Origin of the sequence: Nocardiopsis algeriensis (assembly GCF_014203695.1) — a bacterium.
Lineage (GTDB): Bacteria > Actinomycetota > Actinomycetes > Streptosporangiales > Streptosporangiaceae > Nocardiopsis > Nocardiopsis algeriensis.
This window is the reverse complement of the sequence record NZ_JACHJO010000001.1, coordinates 350,536-367,844: the sequence shown is the minus strand read 5'-3', so window position 1 is coordinate 367,844 and position 17,309 is coordinate 350,536. Positions and strand designations below refer to the sequence as shown.

Here is a 17,309-nt window from a genome sequence, read left to right as displayed (position 1 = left end):
TGGTGTCCCGGTAGCTCCGAGAGAAGGCATGTAGCACCGTGGGACACGGAAAGCTACAATCAGAGTATGAAGACCATCACCCAGCGCGAGTTCCGCAACAACGCGGCCTCCGTCATGGACCAGGTGGAAGCGGGCGAGAGCTTCTACGTGACCCGCAACGGGGTCGAGGTGGCCCAGGTCAGCCCTGTCGCACGCCGCCGGCGCCTCAGCGCAGAGGAACTCGTGGAGCGTCACCGCAGGCTCCCCCGGGTGGATTCCGCACAGATGCGTGAGGAAGCCGACGAGTTCTTCGGTGGCGAGGACCGGGTCGGGGACGACGAACGTGGCTGAGCGGCCTGACCGAGGCGTCCTCGACACGTGTGTCTTCATCGACCTCGGCGAGATCGATCCGGCTGGACTTCCCAGATTTCCCGACATCACCTCCATCACGATGGCTGAGCTCCACCAGGGCGTGGCGATGGCAAAGGACCCGGTGGGCAGGGCTCGACGCATGGAGAAGCTCCAGGCCGCGGTGAGGGACTTCTCCCCCCTGCCCTTCGGGGGCGAGGCAGCGGCCCGTTACGGAACGCTGGTCGCCCTCACCCTCGCGGCGAACCGCAACCCGAAGCCGCGCCGCCTGGATCTGATGATTGCCGCTGTGGCCTCACTGCACGGACTGCCCCTGTACACACGCAACGCCGACGACTTCGCCGGCCTCGACAGCGCCGTACAGGTAGTTCCGGTCTGAGCGCCGACCGGTCGGTCGCGGACGCGGCGAAAGGGCCGCCTCCCCCGCGGGGAGACGGCCCTTCCGCGCTCGTGTCCGGTTCAGGCCACCGGGGCCCCTCGGCCTTCTTCGCCGAGACGGTGAGGAGGAGGGGGAGCTCGCCCGGGCGCTGAGTCTTTACAGGGGACCGTTTCTCAGCAAGAGCTACAGCCCTTTTGCGGCCCAGACCCGTGATCACGTGGAGCAGCGGATCGCCCGCACCGCGATCGACAGCGACGACCTCGCCCTGATCGAGGCGGCGGACAGGGTGGTCAAGCATCCCGAGCTGAGCGAGGAGTTGGTGCGCAGGGGCAAGGACAGGATTTCCGCGTCTTTGAGCCGCTCCTGGTTGGCAGGGCTGGAAGCGGTTGTGTGAGTACCCGGATGACATACAGGAGAGGGGCCGACGGACGATCCGTCGGCCCCTCTCCTACGGGATGCCGTGATGTGTCAAGCGGTCTTGCGGTTCTGGCCCATGCGCGCGACGACTGCGACGACGCCGACGAGGAGTACAACGGCCAGGGCGATACGCAGAGGACCGTCGAGGGCAACGATGGAAAAGCCGGCGAAGACGGCCAGAATCGCGAGGACGATACCCAGGACGGAGTTCGAACGGTGCCACTGCTTGGTGGGCATGCAGATGTGCCTTCCGATGTCGGGGGGTGTGCGTACATGGTGTTGAGGCCCGGTGTGGTGAGGGTTCTTCACACGGGCATCACACAAAGACACACGCTGTCAGGAAAAGGGATTCCCCACTGTGGGGCTGGGGAAGCCTCTCGGGACAGAACATCTCAAAGACCTCTTGCCGGGTGCACGACAGCATGCCGATAAAGCCATGGAGGTGCTTTCAGAGGAGCGCCGCCGTCCACCACGGTGAGCTCGGCAGCGAGGTCGGCGAAGGCGGGAAAGGGTAGGGACGGGCCAGTCACGCAGCAGGGTCCGCTGAAGGCCGAAGACGTGGGATCCTCTGGTCCTCCAGCGGACTCCGCTGCTGTGTGCAGGGTTTCTGCCGAATCGCCGCGGTCGTGTGATCGTTGCTGATGGCACCCACTTCCGGTTCGGGAGTGGCCCTGCGGATCAGGGGACCGGATAGGGACAGATGCCCAGCCAGATCTGGCACAGCTGCGGGGGCCCGATGAGCCCGTTGGAGGAGCGGGAGTCGGCGGACGCGGAAGCAGCGTGCTCGGAGACGGCGGTGCTCTCATGAGGGGCCGCCGCGGCCGGGGCCTGGCCGAGGGCGAGGCTGCCGAAGACCAGTGCGGAGGCGACTGCGAGCTTTCGGGAAGACATGGTGGTCCTTTCGTCATCGGGAAGGACCATCGTCTGCTCTCCGCGCTCACACGGGCTTCACACCTGTTCGGGTACGGACGGCCACTGTGTCGGCCGTAGTGGGTTCTGGCCGGTTGCGGACGACCGGGAACTGTACGTACACGCGAGGGCCGCCCCTTCCGGGACGGCCCTTCGCGCATTCTGCCGGTCAGCCGGCCGGCTCCTCCGCCTTCTTCGCCGAGACGGTGAGCCTGTCGGCGTTGTCGCCGACGTCCACCACCACCGTGTCCCCCTCGGTCAGCCCGCCCGACAGCAGCTCGCGCGCCAGCGGGTCGCCGATGGAGGACTGCACCAGGCGGCGCAGCGGCCGGGCCCCGTAGTTGGGGTCGTAGCCGGACATCGCCAGCCAGTCGCGGGCGCCCGGGGTCACCTCGAGCGAGAGCTGCCGGTCGGCCAGGCGGCGGGCCAGCCTGTCCACCTGGAGGTCCACGATCTCCGTCAGGTTCTCGATGGACAGAGCGTCGAACATGATGACGTCGTCGAGCCGGTTGAGGAATTCCGGCTTGAACGTCGCCCGGACCACGTCCATCACGCGGTCGCGGCGCGCCGACTCCTCCAGGGTCTGGTCCACGAGGAACTGCGAGCCCAGGTTGGAGGTGAGGATGAGGATCGTGTTGCGGAAGTCGACCTGGCGGCCCTGACCGTCGGTCAGGCGGCCGTCGTCGAGCACCTGGAGCAGGGTGTCGAAGACCTCCAGGTGGGCCTTCTCCACCTCGTCCAGCAGCACCACGGTGTACGGGCGGCGGCGCACCGCCTCGGTCAGCTGGCCGCCCTCCTCGTAGCCGACGTACCCGGGAGGCGCGCCGACCAGGCGCGACACCGAGTGCTTCTCGGAGTACTCGCTCATGTCGATGCGCACGATCGCGCGCTCGTCGTCGAACAGGAACTCCGCCAGCGCCTTGGCCAGCTCGGTCTTGCCCACACCGGTCGGGCCCAGGAAGAGGAAGGAACCCGTGGGGCGGTCCGGGTCGGAGATGCCCGCCCGGGCGCGGCGCACCGCGTCGGACACCGCCGTCACCGCGTCCTTCTGGCCGATGAGGCGGCGGCCCAGCTCGTCCTCCATGCGCAGCAGCTTGGAGGTCTCCCCCTCCATCAGGCGGCCCACCGGGATGCCGGTCCACGCCGAGACGACGTCGGCGACCTCGTCGGCGCCCACCTCGTCCTTGACCATCGTGTCCTCGCGCCCGGTGGCCTCCTCCTCGGCCTTGGTCGCCTCCTCGATCTGGCGCTCCAGCTGCGGGATGTCCCCGTACATCAGCCGGGAGGCCTCGTCGAAGTCGCCCTCGCGCTGGGCCAGCTCCGCCCGGGTGCGCAGCTCGTCCAGCTGCCCCTTGAGCTCACCGACCCGGTTCAGGCCCGCCTTCTCCTGCTCCCACCGGGCGATGAGCCCGTTGAGCTGCTCCTGCCGGTCGGCCAGGTCGGCGCGCAGCCGCTCCAGCCTCTGGACGCTGGCCGGGTCCGACTCCTTGGCCAGCGCCATCTCCTCCATCTTCAGGCGGTCGACGGTGCGCTGGAGCTCGTCGATCTCCACCGGGCTGGAGTCGATCTCCATGCGCAGCCGGGAGGCCGCCTCGTCGATGAGGTCGATGGCCTTGTCCGGCAGGAAGCGCGCGGTGATGTAGCGGTCGGACAGGGTCGCGGCCGCCACCAGCGCGGCGTCAGCGATCTGCACCTTGTGGTGCGCCTCGTAGCGGCCCTTGAGGCCGCGCAGGATCGCGATCGTGTCGGTGGCCGAGGGCTCGCCCACCATCACTTGCTGGAAGCGGCGCTCCAGGGCCGGGTCCTTCTCGATCCGCTCCCGGTACTCGTCCAGGGTGGTGGCGCCGACCATGCGCAGCTCACCGCGGGCCAGCATGGGCTTGAGCATGTTGCCCGCGTCCATGGCGCCCTCGGCCGCGCCGGCGCCGACCATGGTGTGCAGCTCGTCGATGAACGTGATGACCTGGCCCTCGGAGTCCTTGATCTCCTGCAGGACCGCCTTGAGCCGCTCCTCGAACTCGCCCCGGTACTTGGCGCCGGCCACCATCGCCGACAGGTCCAGGCTCACCAGGCGCTTGCCCAGGAGCGACTGCGGCACGTCGCCGGCCACGATGCGCTGGGCCAGGCCCTCGACGACCGCGGTCTTGCCCACGCCGGGTTCACCGATGAGCACGGGGTTGTTCTTGGTGCGCCGGCTCAGGACCTGGACGACGCGCCGGATCTCGCTGTCGCGGCCGATCACCGGGTCGACCTTGCCCTCGCGGGCGCGCTGGGTGAGGTCGACGCCGAACTTCTCCAGCGCCTTGAAGGTGTCCTCGGGGCTCTCCGAGGTCACCCGGCCCTTGCCGCGCACCCGCCCGAACGCCTCCAGGAGAGCGTCGGGGGTCGCACCGGCGTCCTTCAGCAGACGGGCGGCCTCGCCGCCGTCGGCGGCCAGGCCCACGAGCAGGTGCTCGGTGGAGACGTACTCGTCCTCCATCTGCTGGGCGCGCTGCGCCGCCGTGTTGATCGAGACGATGAGCTGGCGCGAGGAGCTGGGAGAGCTGACCGTCGAACCGGAGACCTTGGGAAGCGCGGCGATGCCCGCCTCGACCTTGTCCTTGAGGCTGTCGGGGTTGGCGCCGATCTCCTTGAGCAGCGGCCGGGTGATGCCCTCGGCCTGGTCCAGGAGGGCGGACAGGAGGTGCAGGGGCTCGGTCTGCGGGCTGCCGTCCGCGGTGGCGCGGCGGATGGCCACCGACAGGGCCTCCTGGCTCTTCCGGGTGAGCTTGTAGTCCATGTGAGGCGACTCCTTTCACAAAGGGTGCAACTCAGAGTCATGAGATGGGGCCGGACGCGCCGCGCTTTCGCTGCGTGCCCGGGGTCAGCCGCGGTGGCCGCGGTTTCCCTCGGGGCCGCCCCTGTCCTCCTGGCCCGGCGGGGGGATCTCGGCGGTGTCGAAGACCGTCACGCGGGTGCGGCGGACCAGCTCTCCCCGGACCGGGGACGCCTCCGGCGCCCGGGTCCGGCGCGTCACCGCCCGGCGTGCGGCCTCCAGCTCGTTCGCCAGGTGGAAGACCTGCTCGCGCAGCTGCTCCACCTCGTCCTCCAGCTCCAGGATCCGCTTGATCCCGGCCAGGTTGATGCCCTCCTCCTGCGACAACCGCTGCACCTGGCGCAGCATCTGGATGTCGCGCATGGAGTAGCGCCGCCCCCGGCCGGACGTCCTCCCGGGGGAGACGATGCCCAGCCGGTCGTACTGGCGCAGGGTCTGCGGGTGCATCCCCGCCAGCTCGGCGGCCACCGAGATCACGTAGACCGGGGCATCAGGACCGAAGGAGCCGTTCACCTGTCTCACACACCCTTCGCCCGCGTTTCGAGCCCGTCACGCGGGTCGTAGTCGGACGTCGCCGCGCGGAACTTCTCCAGAGCCTCGCGGGCGTCGCTGCTGAGATTCTCCGGCACCGCGATCTCCAGGGTGACGATCATGTCGCCGGTGGTGCCGTCCTTGCGGGTCGCGCCCTTGCCGCGGACCCGGAGCTTGTGGCCGTTGCGGGTGCCCGGGGGGACCTTCACCGTCACCGGGAAACCGCTGAGCGTCGGAATGCGCACGTCGGCGCCGAGCGCGGCCTCGGGAACGGTCACCGGGACGGTGACCGTGATGTTGTCGCCGCTTCTGCCGAACAGCGGGTGCTCCTTGACATGGACGACGACGTAGAGGTCTCCGGCCGGGCCGCCGTTCTCCCCGGGCGCGCCCTTGCCCTTGAGGCGGATCTTCTGCCCCTCGGACACACCGCCGGGGATCCGGGTCTGAACGGTCCGGGTGCTCTTGCCGCGTCCGCTGCCCTTGCAGTCGGTGCAGGGGTCGTCCACGACCAGGCCGCGGCCCTTGCACTCGCTGCACGGCTCGGAGAGGGAGAAGCCGCCGAGGTTGGTGTTCTCGTGTCCGGTGCCCGAGCACCGGGGGCACATCCTGGGAGCGGTGCCCGCCTTGGCGCCGGTGCCCTTGCAGGTGGGGCACGGCGCCTCGCTGGCCAGCTGGAAGGAGCGGGTGGCCCCCTCCGCGGCCTCGCGGAAGGTCAGGGTGGTCTCGGTCTCGACGTCGGCGCCCCGCCGGCTGCGGGTCGTCCCCGTGCCGCGGCCCCGGCTGCCGAAGAGGCCGCCGAACAGGTCGCTGAGCCGCTCCCCGCCGGAGGTGCCGGTACCGCCGCTCTGGCCGAACAGGTCGCTCATGTCGAAGCCGCCCGCGCCGGAGGCGCCGCCCGGCCGGTAGGCGCCGCCGAACAGGGAGCGCGCGTCGTCGTACTCCTTGCGGCGCTTGTCGTCCGACAGGACGTTGTAGGCCTCGGAGATCTCCTTGAAGCGCTCCTCGGCCTTGGGGTCGCCGGTGTTGGCGTCGGGGTGGTTCTCCCGGGCCAGCTTGCGGTAGGACTGCTTGATCTCGTCCTTCGAGGCGGTCTTCGAGACACCCAGGACCTTGTAGTAGTCCTTCTCCAGGTAGTCCTTCGTGCTCATCGACTGGTGCCTTCTCCCGCTGGTGCCGGTGGTGTCCGATGTTTTCACGCGGCCCCGGGCCCGCGAGGGGCCGGGGCCGCTGCCGGGTCCGGCCGCGCCCGCTGTCGGCGGTCGCGGCCGGACCCCTCGCGGCCGGTGGCCGCTACTTGTCGTCGCCGGTGCCGGCCTCGTCCGCCTCGTCGGCGGACGCCTCGGTCCCGGTCTCCTCCGCACCCTCCACGGGGTCGCCGACGACCACTCGGGCCGGGCGGAGGATCCGCTCCCCCATCCGGTACCCCGGCTGGAAGACCTCCACCACCGACTGGGTGGAGATGCCCGGCATCGGGACCATGGTGAGCGCTTCGTGGATGTTGGGGTCGAAGTCGTCCCCCTTGTCCCCGTAGCGCTCCAGGCCCAGCTTGGTGGAGAGGGCCTCCAGGGCCTCACCCACCGCCTTGAACCCGCCGTTGAGCTCCTCGTGCTCGCGGGCCCGGCCGATGTCGTCCAGGATCGGCAGGAGTTCACCCAGGACCTGGGCGGTGGCGAGCTCGCGTACGGCCACCCGGTCGCGCTCGACGCGCTTGCGGTAGTTGGCGTACTCGGCCTGCACCCGCTTGATGTCGTTGGTGAGCTCGACAACCCTCTCGTCGGCGTTGATCGCCTCCGACACCACCTGCTCGGGGGTGTCCGGAACCTCGATCTCCACCTCCTCGGCCTCGACCTCCTCGGCCTCCTCGGTGTCCGGGGCCTCGTCGGCCTCGGCCTTCGGCTCCCGGACCTCGCCGGTCTCGGGGTCGATGCGGCGGTTGTCGCGGATCACCGGACCCTTGCGCTCGTCGCCCTCGCCGGTACCGTTCGTGCTGTCAGACAGCGCCATCGGGAAGCGCCCTCCTCTCCTCGACTCGGCCTCGGGTCAGGACTGCTTGCCCTTGTTGTCGTCCTCGTCGACGATCTCGGCGTCCACGACGTCCGCGTCGTCGGCCGAGTCGGAGGCAGCCTGGCCCTCGGCACCCTGCTGGCTCTGGCTGTAGATGGCCGAACCGATCTTCTGGCTGGCCAGGGCGACCTTCTCGCTGGCGGTGCGGATCGCCTCGATGTCGGAGCCCTCCAGGGCCGTCTTCAGCTCGGCGACCGCGGCCTCGGTCTCGGAGCGCACGTCCGCGGGGACCTTGTCCTCGTTGTCCTTGATGACCTTCTCGGTCTGGTAGACGAGGGACTCGGCGTTGTTGCGGACCTCGGCCTCCTCGCGGCGCTTGCGGTCCTCCTCCGCGTACTGCTCCGCCTCGCGGACCATCCGGTCGATGTCGTCCTTGGACATCGCCGAACCGCCGGAGATGGTGACGGACTGCTCCTTGCCGGTGCCCAGGTCCTTGGCGGTGACGCTGACGATGCCGTTGGCGTCGATGTCGAAGGTGACCTCGATCTGCGGCACGCCGCGCGGCGCCGGGGGCAGACCGGTCAGGTCGAAGACACCCAGCTTCTTGTTGTACTGCGCGATGTCGCGCTCGCCCTGGTACACCTGGATCTGCACGGACGGCTGGTTGTCGTCGGCCGTCGTGAAGATCTCCGAGCGCTTGGTCGGGATGGTCGTGTTGCGCTCGATGAGCTTGGTGAACACGCCGCCCTTGGTCTCGATGCCCAGCGACAGCGGGGTGACGTCCAGCAGCAGGACGTCCTTGACCTCGCCCTTGAGCACGCCGGCCTGGAGCGAGGCGCCGATGGCGACGACCTCGTCGGGGTTGACGCCCTTGTTGGGCTCCTTGCCGGTCATCTCCTTGACCAGGTCGACCACGGCGGGCATGCGGGTGGAGCCGCCGACCAGGACGATGTGGTGGATGTCCTGGAGGCTGATGCCCGCGTCCTTGATCACCTGCTGGAAGGGGACCTTGGTCCGCTCGAGGAGGTCGGCGGTCAGGCGCTGGAACTCGGCCCGGGTGAGCTTCTCGTCCAGGTGCAGCGGGCCCTCCGCCGAGGCGGTGATGTAGGGCAGGTTGATCGCGGCCTCGCTGGAGCTGGACAGCTCGATCTTGGCCTTCTCCGCGGCCTCGCGCAGGCGCTGCAGCGCCATCTTGTCCTTGGAGAGGTCGACGCCGTTGGCGTTCTTGAACTTCTCGACGAGCCAGTCCACGACGGCCTGGTCCCAGTCGTCGCCGCCCAGGTGGTTGTCGCCGTTGGTGGCCTTGACCTCGACGACGCCGTCGCCGACCTCGAGCAGGGAGACGTCGAAGGTACCGCCGCCCAGGTCGTAGACCAGGATGGTCGCCTCGTCCTCCTTCTCCAGGTGGTAGGCGAGCGCGGCGGAGGTGGGCTCGTTGATGATGCGCAGGACGTTGAGGCCCGCGATGGTGCCGGCCTCCTTGGTGGCCTGGCGCTGGGAGTCGCTGAAGTAGGCCGGGACGGTGATGACGGCGTCGGTCACGTCCTCGCCCAGGTAGGCCTCGGCGTCGCGCTTGAGCTTCTGGAGCACGAAGGCGCTGATCTGCTGGGGGTTGAAGGTCTTGTCATCGATCTTCACCGACCAGTCGGTGCCGATGTGGCGCTTGACCGAGCGGATGGTCCGGTCGACGTTGGTGACGGCCTGACGCTTGGCCACCTCACCCACGAGGACCTCGCCGTTCTTGGCGAAGGCGACGACGGACGGGGTGGTGCGGGAGCCCTCGGCGTTGGCGATGACCGTGGGCTCGCCGCCCTCCAGGACCGCGACACAGGAGTTCGTCGTACCGAGGTCGATTCCGACCGCACGTGCCATGGTTGATTCCTCCGTCGAAGTTGAGTCTTCCTGACGTAATTTTGCTTCGCCCCTTGAGCTCTGTCAAGTCAGTTGAGTCGACCCGGCTCAAGTTAATTTCTACGACCTGACAACGGTCGGCCACGCGAGGATGTTCCCGGGCGGGCCGGTTCTACCGGAAACACGGCCGAACTCCGGGGAAACCCGGGGGGATCCTTGACCCCTGCCCGGGGGTACCCCCGGCGAACACCGGGGGATCGGGTGGAGGGGTGTCGGGGTGAAGAGTGATGCACGACACATCGGCGCCCGCCCGGTTCGGGATCGGTGCACTCACCAGTTCTTCCGGCGCGGGCGCGCGGAGGATCGGCTTTTCGCCGCTCTCCGCATGCGATCGAGTGCCGAGAGTGATGTTCCGCGCCTCGGGGGCTGCTCGGAGGGGGGATAGGGGTGTACCCGCGTGATCTTTGGGTCCGGGGGCGAACTAGCGTGAATCAGAGGCGGTCAGCGCCCCGCCGGCGCTGTTGACTCCGCAGTGATTACTCGCTAGTAACATAGATTCGACCGCCGGTGTGTGGCGCACCGGACGACGAAGCAGGATGGGAGGCCACGGACGATGTTGTACCTGACACTGGGCATCATCACCTCGGTCTTCGCCGTGGTCGCGTTCACCATGTTCGGACTGGCGATTCGCCAGATCGTGCGAACCGTGGGTGTCGGCCGAGCGGTGGAGCCGGAGCGCAAGGGCCCGTTCGGGCAGCGCTTCACGATGACGCTCATCGAGATCCTCGGGCACGGACGGATGCTCAAGCGGCCGTGGGTCGGTATCGCCCACTGGTTCGTGATGGTCTCCTTCCCCCTGCTGTTCTTCACGGTGGTGGAGGCGCAGGGCGAGGTCTTCTACCCGCACTTCAAGCTGCCGATCATCCACGACTGGACGATCTACGGCCTGGCCATCGAGGTCATCGCCGGGCTGAGCCTGGCGAGCATCATCGGCCTGACGATCTACCGCCTGATCAAGGGGCCGCACCGCCTGGGGCGCGACTCCAGGTTCTACAACTCCAAGACCTGGACGGCCTACTACGTCGAGGCCTACCTGTGGGCCCTGCTGATCTCGATCTTCGTGATCCGCGGGTTCAAGGCCGCCATGGGCGACTTCCCGTTCCCCGCCTGGGCGACCCCGATCTCCACCGCCCTCGGCTCGATCCTGCCCGGTGACCCCGCGATCGCCGAGCCCGGCATCGCCCTGGTCGCCGCGTTCAAGCTGATCATCAGCTACCTGTTCTTCGTCGTCATCGCCCGCATGCTGACGATGGGCATCGGCTGGCACCGCTTCCTCGCCCCGGTCAACATCTACTTCAAGCGCAACGCCGACGGCTCCCCGACGCTGGGTGCCGCCAAGCAGATGATGGACAAGACCGGGACCAAGCCCCTCGACTTCGAGGAGGCCGACCCGGACGAGGACCCGTTCGGCGCCGGGAAGATCGAGGACTTCACCTGGAAGGGTCTCCTCGACTTCACCACCTGCACCGAGTGCGGCCGCTGCCAGTCGCAGTGCCCCGCCTGGAACACCGGAAAGCCGCTCTCGCCCAAGAAGGTCATCCTCGACCTGCAGCGGCACGCCTACGAGAAGGCCCCGTACCTGCTCGACGGCATCACCGCGGAGACGCTCGCGGAGAAGCCCGACGAGAGCCACGCCGGTGTGGACGTGCTCGCCCTCCTGGAGAAGCCGCTGGTCGGCACCGAGGAGGAAGGCGGTGTCATCCACCCGGACGAGCTGTGGGCCTGCACCAACTGCGGTGCCTGCGTCGAGCAGTGCCCGGTCGACATCGAGCACATCGACCACATCCTCGACATGCGCCGCTACCAGGTGATGGTCGAGTCCAACTTCCCGTCCGAGGCCAACACCCTCCTCAAGAACCTCGAGAACAAGGCCAACCCGTGGGGCATGTCCGAGGACAAGAGGATGGACTGGATCCAGGAGCTGGCCGAGCAGGAGAACCCTGTCGAGGTCCAGGTCGTGGACGACAAGCTCCCCGAGGACACCGAGTACCTCTTCTGGGTCGGCTGCGCCGGAGCCCTGGAGGACCGCGCCAAGAAGACCACCAAGGCCATCGCCGAGCTGCTGGACATCGCGGGCGTCAAGTTCGCCGTCCTCGGCGGCATGGAGGCCTGCACCGGTGACCCCGCGCGCCGCCTGGGCATGGAGTACGTCTTCCAGATGCTCGCCCAGCAGAACGTCGAGACCCTCAACGAGGCCGGCGTCACCAAGATCGTGGCCAGCTGCCCGCACTGCTTCAACACCCTGGCCAACGAGTACCCGCAGCTGGGCGGCACCTACGAGGTGATCCACCACAGCCAGCTGCTGGCCAAGCTCGTGGACGAGGGCAGGCTGACCCCGGTCGAGTCCGTCAACGAGAACATCACCTACCACGACCCCTGCTTCCTGGGCCGCCACAACAAGGTGTACACGCCGCCGCGCGACATCATGGCCAAGGTCCCCGGGGTCAAGACCCAGGAGATGCACCGCCACAAGGAGCGGGGCTTCTGCTGCGGCGCCGGCGGCGCCCGCATGTGGATGGAGGAGCGGATCGGCAAGCGCATCAACACCGAGCGTGTGGACGAGGCGCTGACCACCAACCCCGACACCGTCTCCACCGCGTGCCCGTTCTGCCAGGTCATGCTCGGCGACGCCATCAACGAGAAGAAGTCGCAGGGCGAGGCCAAGGAGTCGCTGGAGGTCGTGGACGTCTCCCAGCTGCTGCTCCGCTCCGTCCGGGGCGAGAAGGCGCAGGAGACCACCTCCGCCTGACGGCCGGGGGCCGGTGCTCCCAGGGGGCCGGGACGACCGCGAGGTCGCCCCGGCCCCCTCCGCTTTTCCGGTCCTGCTCTTCCGCGCTCAGGGGGCGAGGTGCTCACCGAGGAACTCCTCCAGCTCGTGCCGGGTGACCTGGCTGGCGAATCCGCCCCAGTTGAGGTCGAACATGTGCTCCGCCCAGGGGATCTCCAGGTGCTCGTGGGGGACTCCCGCCTCGTCGAGGCGAGCGGCGAACCGGCGGTTGTCCTCCGGGTCCAGGAACAGGTCGTGGCCGGGCATGACCAGCAGGGTCGGAGGGGTGTCGGGAGAGACGTGCTCGAGGGGCGAAGCCAGCGCGTACTCCTCGGGAAGCTCCTCCACGGTGCCGCCCATCATCTGCACGCTGCTCTCGTGCAGCTCCTCACCGAGGGGGGAGAGGCGTTGCCGCCACGGGACCTCAGGTGCGGACGCGGTCCCGTCGGATGCCGAGTACCAGGCAACGGCGGCGTCGACGCCGCTGTCGCCCTCGCAGCTCGGCGCGATCTCCTCGTCCGTGGTGTACGCGGCGAGGAGGGCGAGAAGGCCGCCGGCCGACTGCCCGGTGACAGCGACCCGGTCCGGGTCGGCTCCGTGCTCCTCGGCGTGCGCGCGGGCCCAGCCGATCGCGCACTTGACGTCGGACACCGGCACCGACCAGTCGCCGTCGGGGAAGTGGCGGTAGTCCGCGTCGAAGACGACGTAGCCGCGGTCGGCGATCCAGGTGTCCCAGCGGGGGAGAAGGCTCTGCGGCAGGTCCTCGGCGCCCCCGTGCACGTTCACCACGATCGGCAGCAGGTCCCTGTCGGTGTGCTCCGCGGGCCTCCATACGTCCAGAACCAGGTCCTCGGGGGTGTCGGGGTCGCCGACCGGGGAGTCCCCGGTCCGCAGGTAGACGTGTGTCTCGGGCTCCCGGTCGGTGCTGGTGGAGAGTCCGGCGGTGTAGGCGCCGAGGTCGAGCGGGATGCCCTCGTCCCGTGCCGTGGACCAGATCGCGGCGGGCGGGACGAGCGCGGCGACCAGCACGGCTCCGTTGGCCGCGGCGGCGATCACCCTGGCAGGCCCCCGCGCGAGGAGGGACGCCGACAGTCCGACCGCGGCCAGGGCGGCGAACAGCAGGCTGAACTCCAGCGCCAGGAGTGCGTACTGCCAGGCGCTCCAGGAGACCGGAGGGAGCAGGACGAGTGCGGTGGCGCCCGCTCCGGTGAGGGCTGTCGCGAACGTGAGTGCGGTGGCGCACCGGCGCCCGACCGCGGCCAGGCGCTTTCCGGCGGGATGTGATGGGTGCGGGTTCATGCCTCCTCCAATCGATACACTTGTATCGATACGACTGTATCATCATGGGTCCTGTGCCAGAATGTGCTCGTGCCCAGGTACGTGGACAAGGACGAACGCCGCCGCCAAGTGGCCGCTGCGCTTCACCGGATCGCTGCTCGGGAAGGGCTGGACAACGTCAGCATCCGCACCGTTGCGGCCGAGGCGGGGCTGTCCGCCGGCGCCGTCCAGCGGGACTTCGGCACCAAGGACGCGCTGCTCCACTTCGCGCTGCGGGAGGCGCTGGCCGGCGTCGAACGGCGCTTCTCGGAAGTGCGCGTCGGCCCGGGGAGGCTTTCCTTCGCCGACGGGCTGAGGACGGCCCTCCTAGACCTGCTGCCCACCGACGAGCAGCGTCTGGCCGAGACCCGCGTCTGGTCCGCGTTCTACGCGCGCGCCGCGGTGGACCCCGGCTTCGCCGACGTCCTCGCCGAACTCGACGCCCGGTCCCGCGAGGCGCTCCGCGCCGCGGTCGGCTGGGCCGAGGAGGAAGGCGAACTGGCGCCGGGGCAGGACCTGGACGCCCTCGTCGAACTCCTGATGGTCCTTGTGGACGGGATCTGGCTCAGTGCTGTCCGCCTTCCCCGGGACGCCTCGTTGGACGGCCTGAGGGCCGCCGTGGACGCGGCGGTGGCCGCTGTCACCGCCGGGGGGCCGCACCGCGGCTGACGGCGCCCGCGTATGACATCTGTCAGGTCCCGGGAACTGCGTCTCTCATGAGCAGCCGGTGACAGCGGTGTCTGCCGCGGGAAGCGGGATTCCGCGAACCTGGATCCATGACGACGACCAGCACCGAATCCCCCGGTACACCCCCCGCCGCGGCCGAGCCCGTGGTGACCGTGCGCGACCTCAGGCAGAGCTACGGCGACTTCGAGGCGGTCCGGGGCGTGTCCTTCGACATCCGCCCCGGCGAGCTGTTCGCCCTCCTGGGCACCAACGGCGCCGGCAAGACCACCACCGTCGACGTCCTGGAGGGCCTGAGACGCGCCACCTCCGGCACCGTCCGCGTCTTCGGCCACGACCCCTACGGCCAGCCCGCCGCGCTGCGGGGCCGCACCAACGCCGTCCTCCAGGGCGACGGGCTCCTCGACGACCTCACCGTCGCCGAGACCGTCGTGCTCTCCCGCGACCTGGCCGCCGACCCCCGCGACCCGGCCGAGGTGATGGAACTCGTCGGCCTGACCGACAAGCGCTCCGTCGCGGTCCGCCAACTCTCCGGCGGGCAGAAGCGCCGCCTGGCCCTGGCCTGCGCGCTGGTCACCCGGCCCGAGGTGCTCTACCTCGACGAGCCCACCACCGGCATGGACCCCGAGGGGCGCCACGAGATCTGGCGGCTCCTCCGCGACCTCAAGGAGCAGGGCACCGCGATCCTGCTCACCACGCACTACCTGGAGGAGGCCGAGCGCCTCGCCGACCGGCTGGCCATCATGCACAGGGGCGAGATCCGGGTCGAGGGCACGCTGCAGGGCGTCCTCGCCGACTGGGGCGACCGGATCGGCTTCCGGATGCCCGAGGACGTGGGTATCGCGGACCTGCCCCGGCCGGCCGACACCTCGGTCGCCGTGGAGACCCGCGACCAGGCCCTGTGGGCCGCCTACACCGTCTCGGGCCCCGACATCGCCGGCCGCGCCTCCGCGGCGGTCGCCGAGCTCCTGGCCTGGGCCGGGGAGCACGGGACCTCCCTGCAGCACCTCCACGTGCGCGGCGCCTCCCTGGAGGACGTCTTCCTCCGCGTCGCCGGCGACCTGAACCAGAACTGACCCCCGAGGAGAACGCCACCATGACCATCGCGACCACCCGGACCGCGCCCCGGCCCACCATGGGGGCCCTGCGGCAGACGCTGCGCCTGACCCGCATGGAGTTCACCCTCTTCATGCGCTACAAGACCGCCTGGCTGTTCCTGGCCATGGCGCTGTTCCTGATCGCCGTACCGCTCAACACGCCGGGGGAGGAGGTCTTTGGCGGCATGGCCTCCAACGAGCTCTCCGCGCTCGGGATGATGGGCAGCATCGCCGTGATCATCGGTGTGGGCCACCCCTCGAACGTGTTCACCGCGCGCAGGGAGGCCCTCGTGCTCAAGCGGATGCGGGCCGGCGGCGTGCCCAGCGCGGCGCTCTTCGGCGCCGTCACCGCCATCGTGGCGGGCTTCTCCCTGGTCATCGCGGCCCTGGGTGTGGGGCTGATGGTGTCCGTCGGCGCCGGCATGCCCCAGGACCCGGTCATGCTGCTGTTCGCCGTGGCCCTGAGCGCCGTGCCCATGACCTTCCTGGGGCTGCTGATCACCCCGCTGGCGCGCAACGCCGAGTCCGCGCAGATGGCGGCGATGGCGCCGATCATGCTCCTGCTCTTCAGCGGCGGTGTCATGCCGGTCGGCCTGTTCCCCGACATCCTGCACAAGATCTTCTCCCTGCTGCCCTCGGCCGCCACCGGCCAGCTGATCCAGGCGGGCTACACCGGGTACGACGTGTTCGGCGGGTTCGAGGGCGCCTCCGCGGTCGGCCCCTTCGAGCTGTGGGTCGCGGCCCTGCCCTCCATCGGCGTCCTGTTCGCCTGGACGGCGGTTCTGGGCGTCGCGGTGCACCGCTGGTTCAAGTGGGACCCCCGCCAGGCGTGACCTCGCGGCGTGGGTGATCCTGTAACCCGGTGCCCCCGCCGCCCCACCCCGCATCTCCCGAGGAACGACATTGACCGAGGACCCCGTCACGAGGGCGCCGCGCAGAGGTCCCGAGGCCGACCGCAGGCTCCGCATCGCCCGCGCGATCATCATGTCCACCCTGGCCTTCATCGTGGTCACGGTGCTGGCGCTCCCCCTGGCCGAGTTCGCGTCCTTCTTCGCCGGGGCGGGCCCGGTCGCGGAGGGCAGGACGCTGACCTGGTGGCGCCCCGCGGCGGCCGAGGTCCTCCTCGTGGTCATGGTGGTGCTGCTCTTCCTGCTGCTGCGCGACCGGATGGACGGGCGCAGGATCCCCGACCCGCGCCTCTACTGGGGTTCGCTCGCCCTGGTGGCGGCCTCGGTGCTGCTGCTCCAGACACCGGTCACGGGCATGAGCGTCGTGGGGGCGTGGTGGGCGATCGGGGCGTTCCTGGCCCCGCGGCGGCGCACCGCGGCGGTCACGGCCGGCCTCGTCCTCCTCCCGTGGGCGGCGCTGCCGCTGAGCCCGATGGACACCCATCCCGCGGTCCTCGTCATCACCTGGGTCCTGATGGTGCTGTGGGCGCTGCTGCTGGCGAGCGGAACCCTCGCCACCCTGTGGCTGTGGGACATCACCGCCGAGGCGGTGGAGGGCCAGCACGCGCGGGCCCGGCTGGCCGTCACCGAGGAGCGGCTGCGCTTCGCCCGCGACATGCACGACCTGCTCGGGCACAGCCTCTCGGCCCTGGCGGTCAAGTCGGAACTGGCGAGCAGGCTGGCCGAGCGCGACCCTGCGCGGGCCGCCGCGGAGATGACCGAGGTCAACGAGCTCGCCCGCCAGGCACTCCAGCAGGTGCGCAGCGCGGTCAGCGGCTACCGCGAGGTGAGCCTGGCCGACGAGGTGCACACGGTGGGCGAGGTGCTGTCCGCCAGCGGGACGCGGGTGCGGGTCAAGGGCCTGGACGGGCTGGAGCTCGACCCCGGCCAGGAGTCCCTCGCGGCCTGGGTGGTGCGCGAGGGCGGCACCAACGTGCTGCGGCACAGCGACGCCACCGAGTGCGGCATCGTCTTCTCCCGGACCGAGGACGCCGGCACGGGGGAGCGGAGCCTGGTCGTGGAGGTCTCCAACGACCGGGCCCACCCTCTCGGCGGCCGGGAGGGGGGCTCCGGCAACGGGCTCGCCGGGCTGTCGGAGCGGGTCGCCCTCGGCGGCGGCGTGCTGACGTCCTCGCGGACCAGGGACGGCGGCTTCCTCCTGCGCGCCGTCCTCCCGCTCTGA

Annotated in this window: 16 protein-coding genes; 8 read left to right on the top strand and 8 right to left on the bottom strand. The window is 69.9% G+C overall.

The window, feature by feature from the left end:
* The first annotated feature begins 66 nt into the window (after positions 1-66).
* The 3 genes from FHS13_RS01705 to FHS13_RS01695 all read left to right on the top strand — a co-directional run bounded on the left by FHS13_RS01705 (position 67) and on the right by FHS13_RS01695 (position 1,121).
* Positions 67-330, top strand: a complete 264-nt coding sequence (locus FHS13_RS01705) for a type II toxin-antitoxin system Phd/YefM family antitoxin (RefSeq protein WP_184286249.1) — start codon at positions 67-69, stop codon at positions 328-330.
* Positions 323-727 (top strand): type II toxin-antitoxin system VapC family toxin, encoded by a 405-nt coding sequence (locus FHS13_RS01700; RefSeq protein WP_184286246.1) that lies wholly within the window; start codon positions 323-325, stop codon positions 725-727. Before FHS13_RS01705 ends, FHS13_RS01700 begins: the two co-directional genes overlap by 8 nt.
* Before the next feature lie 217 nt (positions 728-944).
* Positions 945-1,121, top strand: coding sequence for a hypothetical protein (locus tag FHS13_RS01695; protein WP_184286244.1), 177 nt, complete (start codon positions 945-947; stop codon positions 1,119-1,121).
* A 74-nt stretch (positions 1,122-1,195) separates the two neighbouring features.
* Here FHS13_RS01695 and FHS13_RS01690 read toward each other — a convergent pair whose 3' ends face one another.
* The 7 genes from FHS13_RS01690 to dnaK all read right to left on the bottom strand — a co-directional run bounded on the left by FHS13_RS01690 (position 1,196) and on the right by dnaK (position 9,275).
* Positions 1,196-1,381, bottom strand: coding sequence for a hypothetical protein (locus tag FHS13_RS01690; protein ID WP_184286240.1), 186 nt, complete (start codon positions 1,379-1,381; stop codon positions 1,196-1,198).
* A gap of 441 nt (positions 1,382-1,822) precedes the next feature.
* Positions 1,823-2,035: a hypothetical protein gene (locus FHS13_RS01685; RefSeq protein ID WP_184286238.1), complete on the bottom strand. Its 213-nt coding sequence runs from the start codon at positions 2,033-2,035 to the stop codon at positions 1,823-1,825.
* 187 nt (positions 2,036-2,222) lie between these two features.
* The gene (gene clpB, locus FHS13_RS01680; protein WP_184286235.1) at positions 2,223-4,832 is read right to left on the bottom strand and encodes an ATP-dependent chaperone ClpB; all 2,610 of its coding nucleotides are present in this window, start codon (positions 4,830-4,832) and stop codon (positions 2,223-2,225) included.
* Positions 4,833-4,916: 84 nt separating this feature from the next.
* On the bottom strand, positions 4,917-5,390 hold the full coding sequence (locus FHS13_RS01675) for a heat shock protein transcriptional repressor HspR (RefSeq protein WP_184286232.1): 474 nt from the start codon (positions 5,388-5,390) through the stop codon (positions 4,917-4,919).
* Positions 5,387-6,547 (bottom strand): molecular chaperone DnaJ, encoded by a 1,161-nt coding sequence (gene dnaJ, locus FHS13_RS01670; protein ID WP_184286229.1) that lies wholly within the window; start codon positions 6,545-6,547, stop codon positions 5,387-5,389. The genes FHS13_RS01675 and dnaJ overlap by 4 nt, the downstream gene beginning before the upstream one ends.
* Positions 6,548-6,689: 142 nt before the next feature.
* Positions 6,690-7,403 (bottom strand): nucleotide exchange factor GrpE, encoded by a 714-nt coding sequence (gene grpE / locus FHS13_RS01665; protein WP_184286226.1) that lies wholly within the window; start codon positions 7,401-7,403, stop codon positions 6,690-6,692.
* Between the two features lie 36 nt (positions 7,404-7,439).
* Entirely contained in the window at positions 7,440-9,275 is a 1,836-nt protein-coding gene (gene dnaK, locus FHS13_RS01660; protein ID WP_184286224.1) for a molecular chaperone DnaK, read from the bottom strand.
* Between the two features lie 592 nt (positions 9,276-9,867).
* Between dnaK and FHS13_RS01655 the strand changes: the two genes are divergently transcribed.
* On the top strand, positions 9,868-12,063 hold the full coding sequence (locus tag FHS13_RS01655) for a (Fe-S)-binding protein (protein WP_184286221.1): 2,196 nt from the start codon (positions 9,868-9,870) through the stop codon (positions 12,061-12,063).
* An 87-nt stretch (positions 12,064-12,150) separates the two neighbouring features.
* On the opposite strand, the gene FHS13_RS01650 is transcribed toward FHS13_RS01655, so the two are convergent.
* The gene (locus tag FHS13_RS01650) at positions 12,151-13,380 is read right to left on the bottom strand and encodes an alpha/beta hydrolase (RefSeq protein ID WP_184286218.1); all 1,230 of its coding nucleotides are present in this window, start codon (positions 13,378-13,380) and stop codon (positions 12,151-12,153) included.
* A 63-nt stretch (positions 13,381-13,443) separates the two neighbouring features.
* Here FHS13_RS01650 and FHS13_RS01645 point away from each other — a divergent pair, with 63 nt between their 5' ends.
* The 4 genes from FHS13_RS01645 (at position 13,444) to FHS13_RS01630 (ending at position 17,309) form a co-directional block, all read left to right on the top strand.
* Positions 13,444-14,067 carry a TetR family transcriptional regulator C-terminal domain-containing protein gene (locus FHS13_RS01645; RefSeq protein WP_184286216.1) on the top strand — a complete coding sequence of 208 codons (624 nt, stop codon included), beginning with the start codon at positions 13,444-13,446 and terminating at the stop codon, positions 14,065-14,067.
* A gap of 107 nt (positions 14,068-14,174) precedes the next feature.
* Complete coding sequence (locus tag FHS13_RS01640) at positions 14,175-15,158, top strand: ABC transporter ATP-binding protein (RefSeq protein ID WP_184286213.1); 984 nt, start codon at positions 14,175-14,177, stop codon at positions 15,156-15,158.
* A 20-nt stretch (positions 15,159-15,178) separates the two neighbouring features.
* Positions 15,179-16,012: an ABC transporter permease gene (locus FHS13_RS01635; RefSeq protein WP_184286210.1), complete on the top strand. Its 834-nt coding sequence runs from the start codon at positions 15,179-15,181 to the stop codon at positions 16,010-16,012.
* A gap of 70 nt (positions 16,013-16,082) precedes the next feature.
* Positions 16,083-17,309, top strand: coding sequence for a sensor histidine kinase (locus FHS13_RS01630; RefSeq protein ID WP_246404288.1), 1,227 nt, complete (start codon positions 16,083-16,085; stop codon positions 17,307-17,309).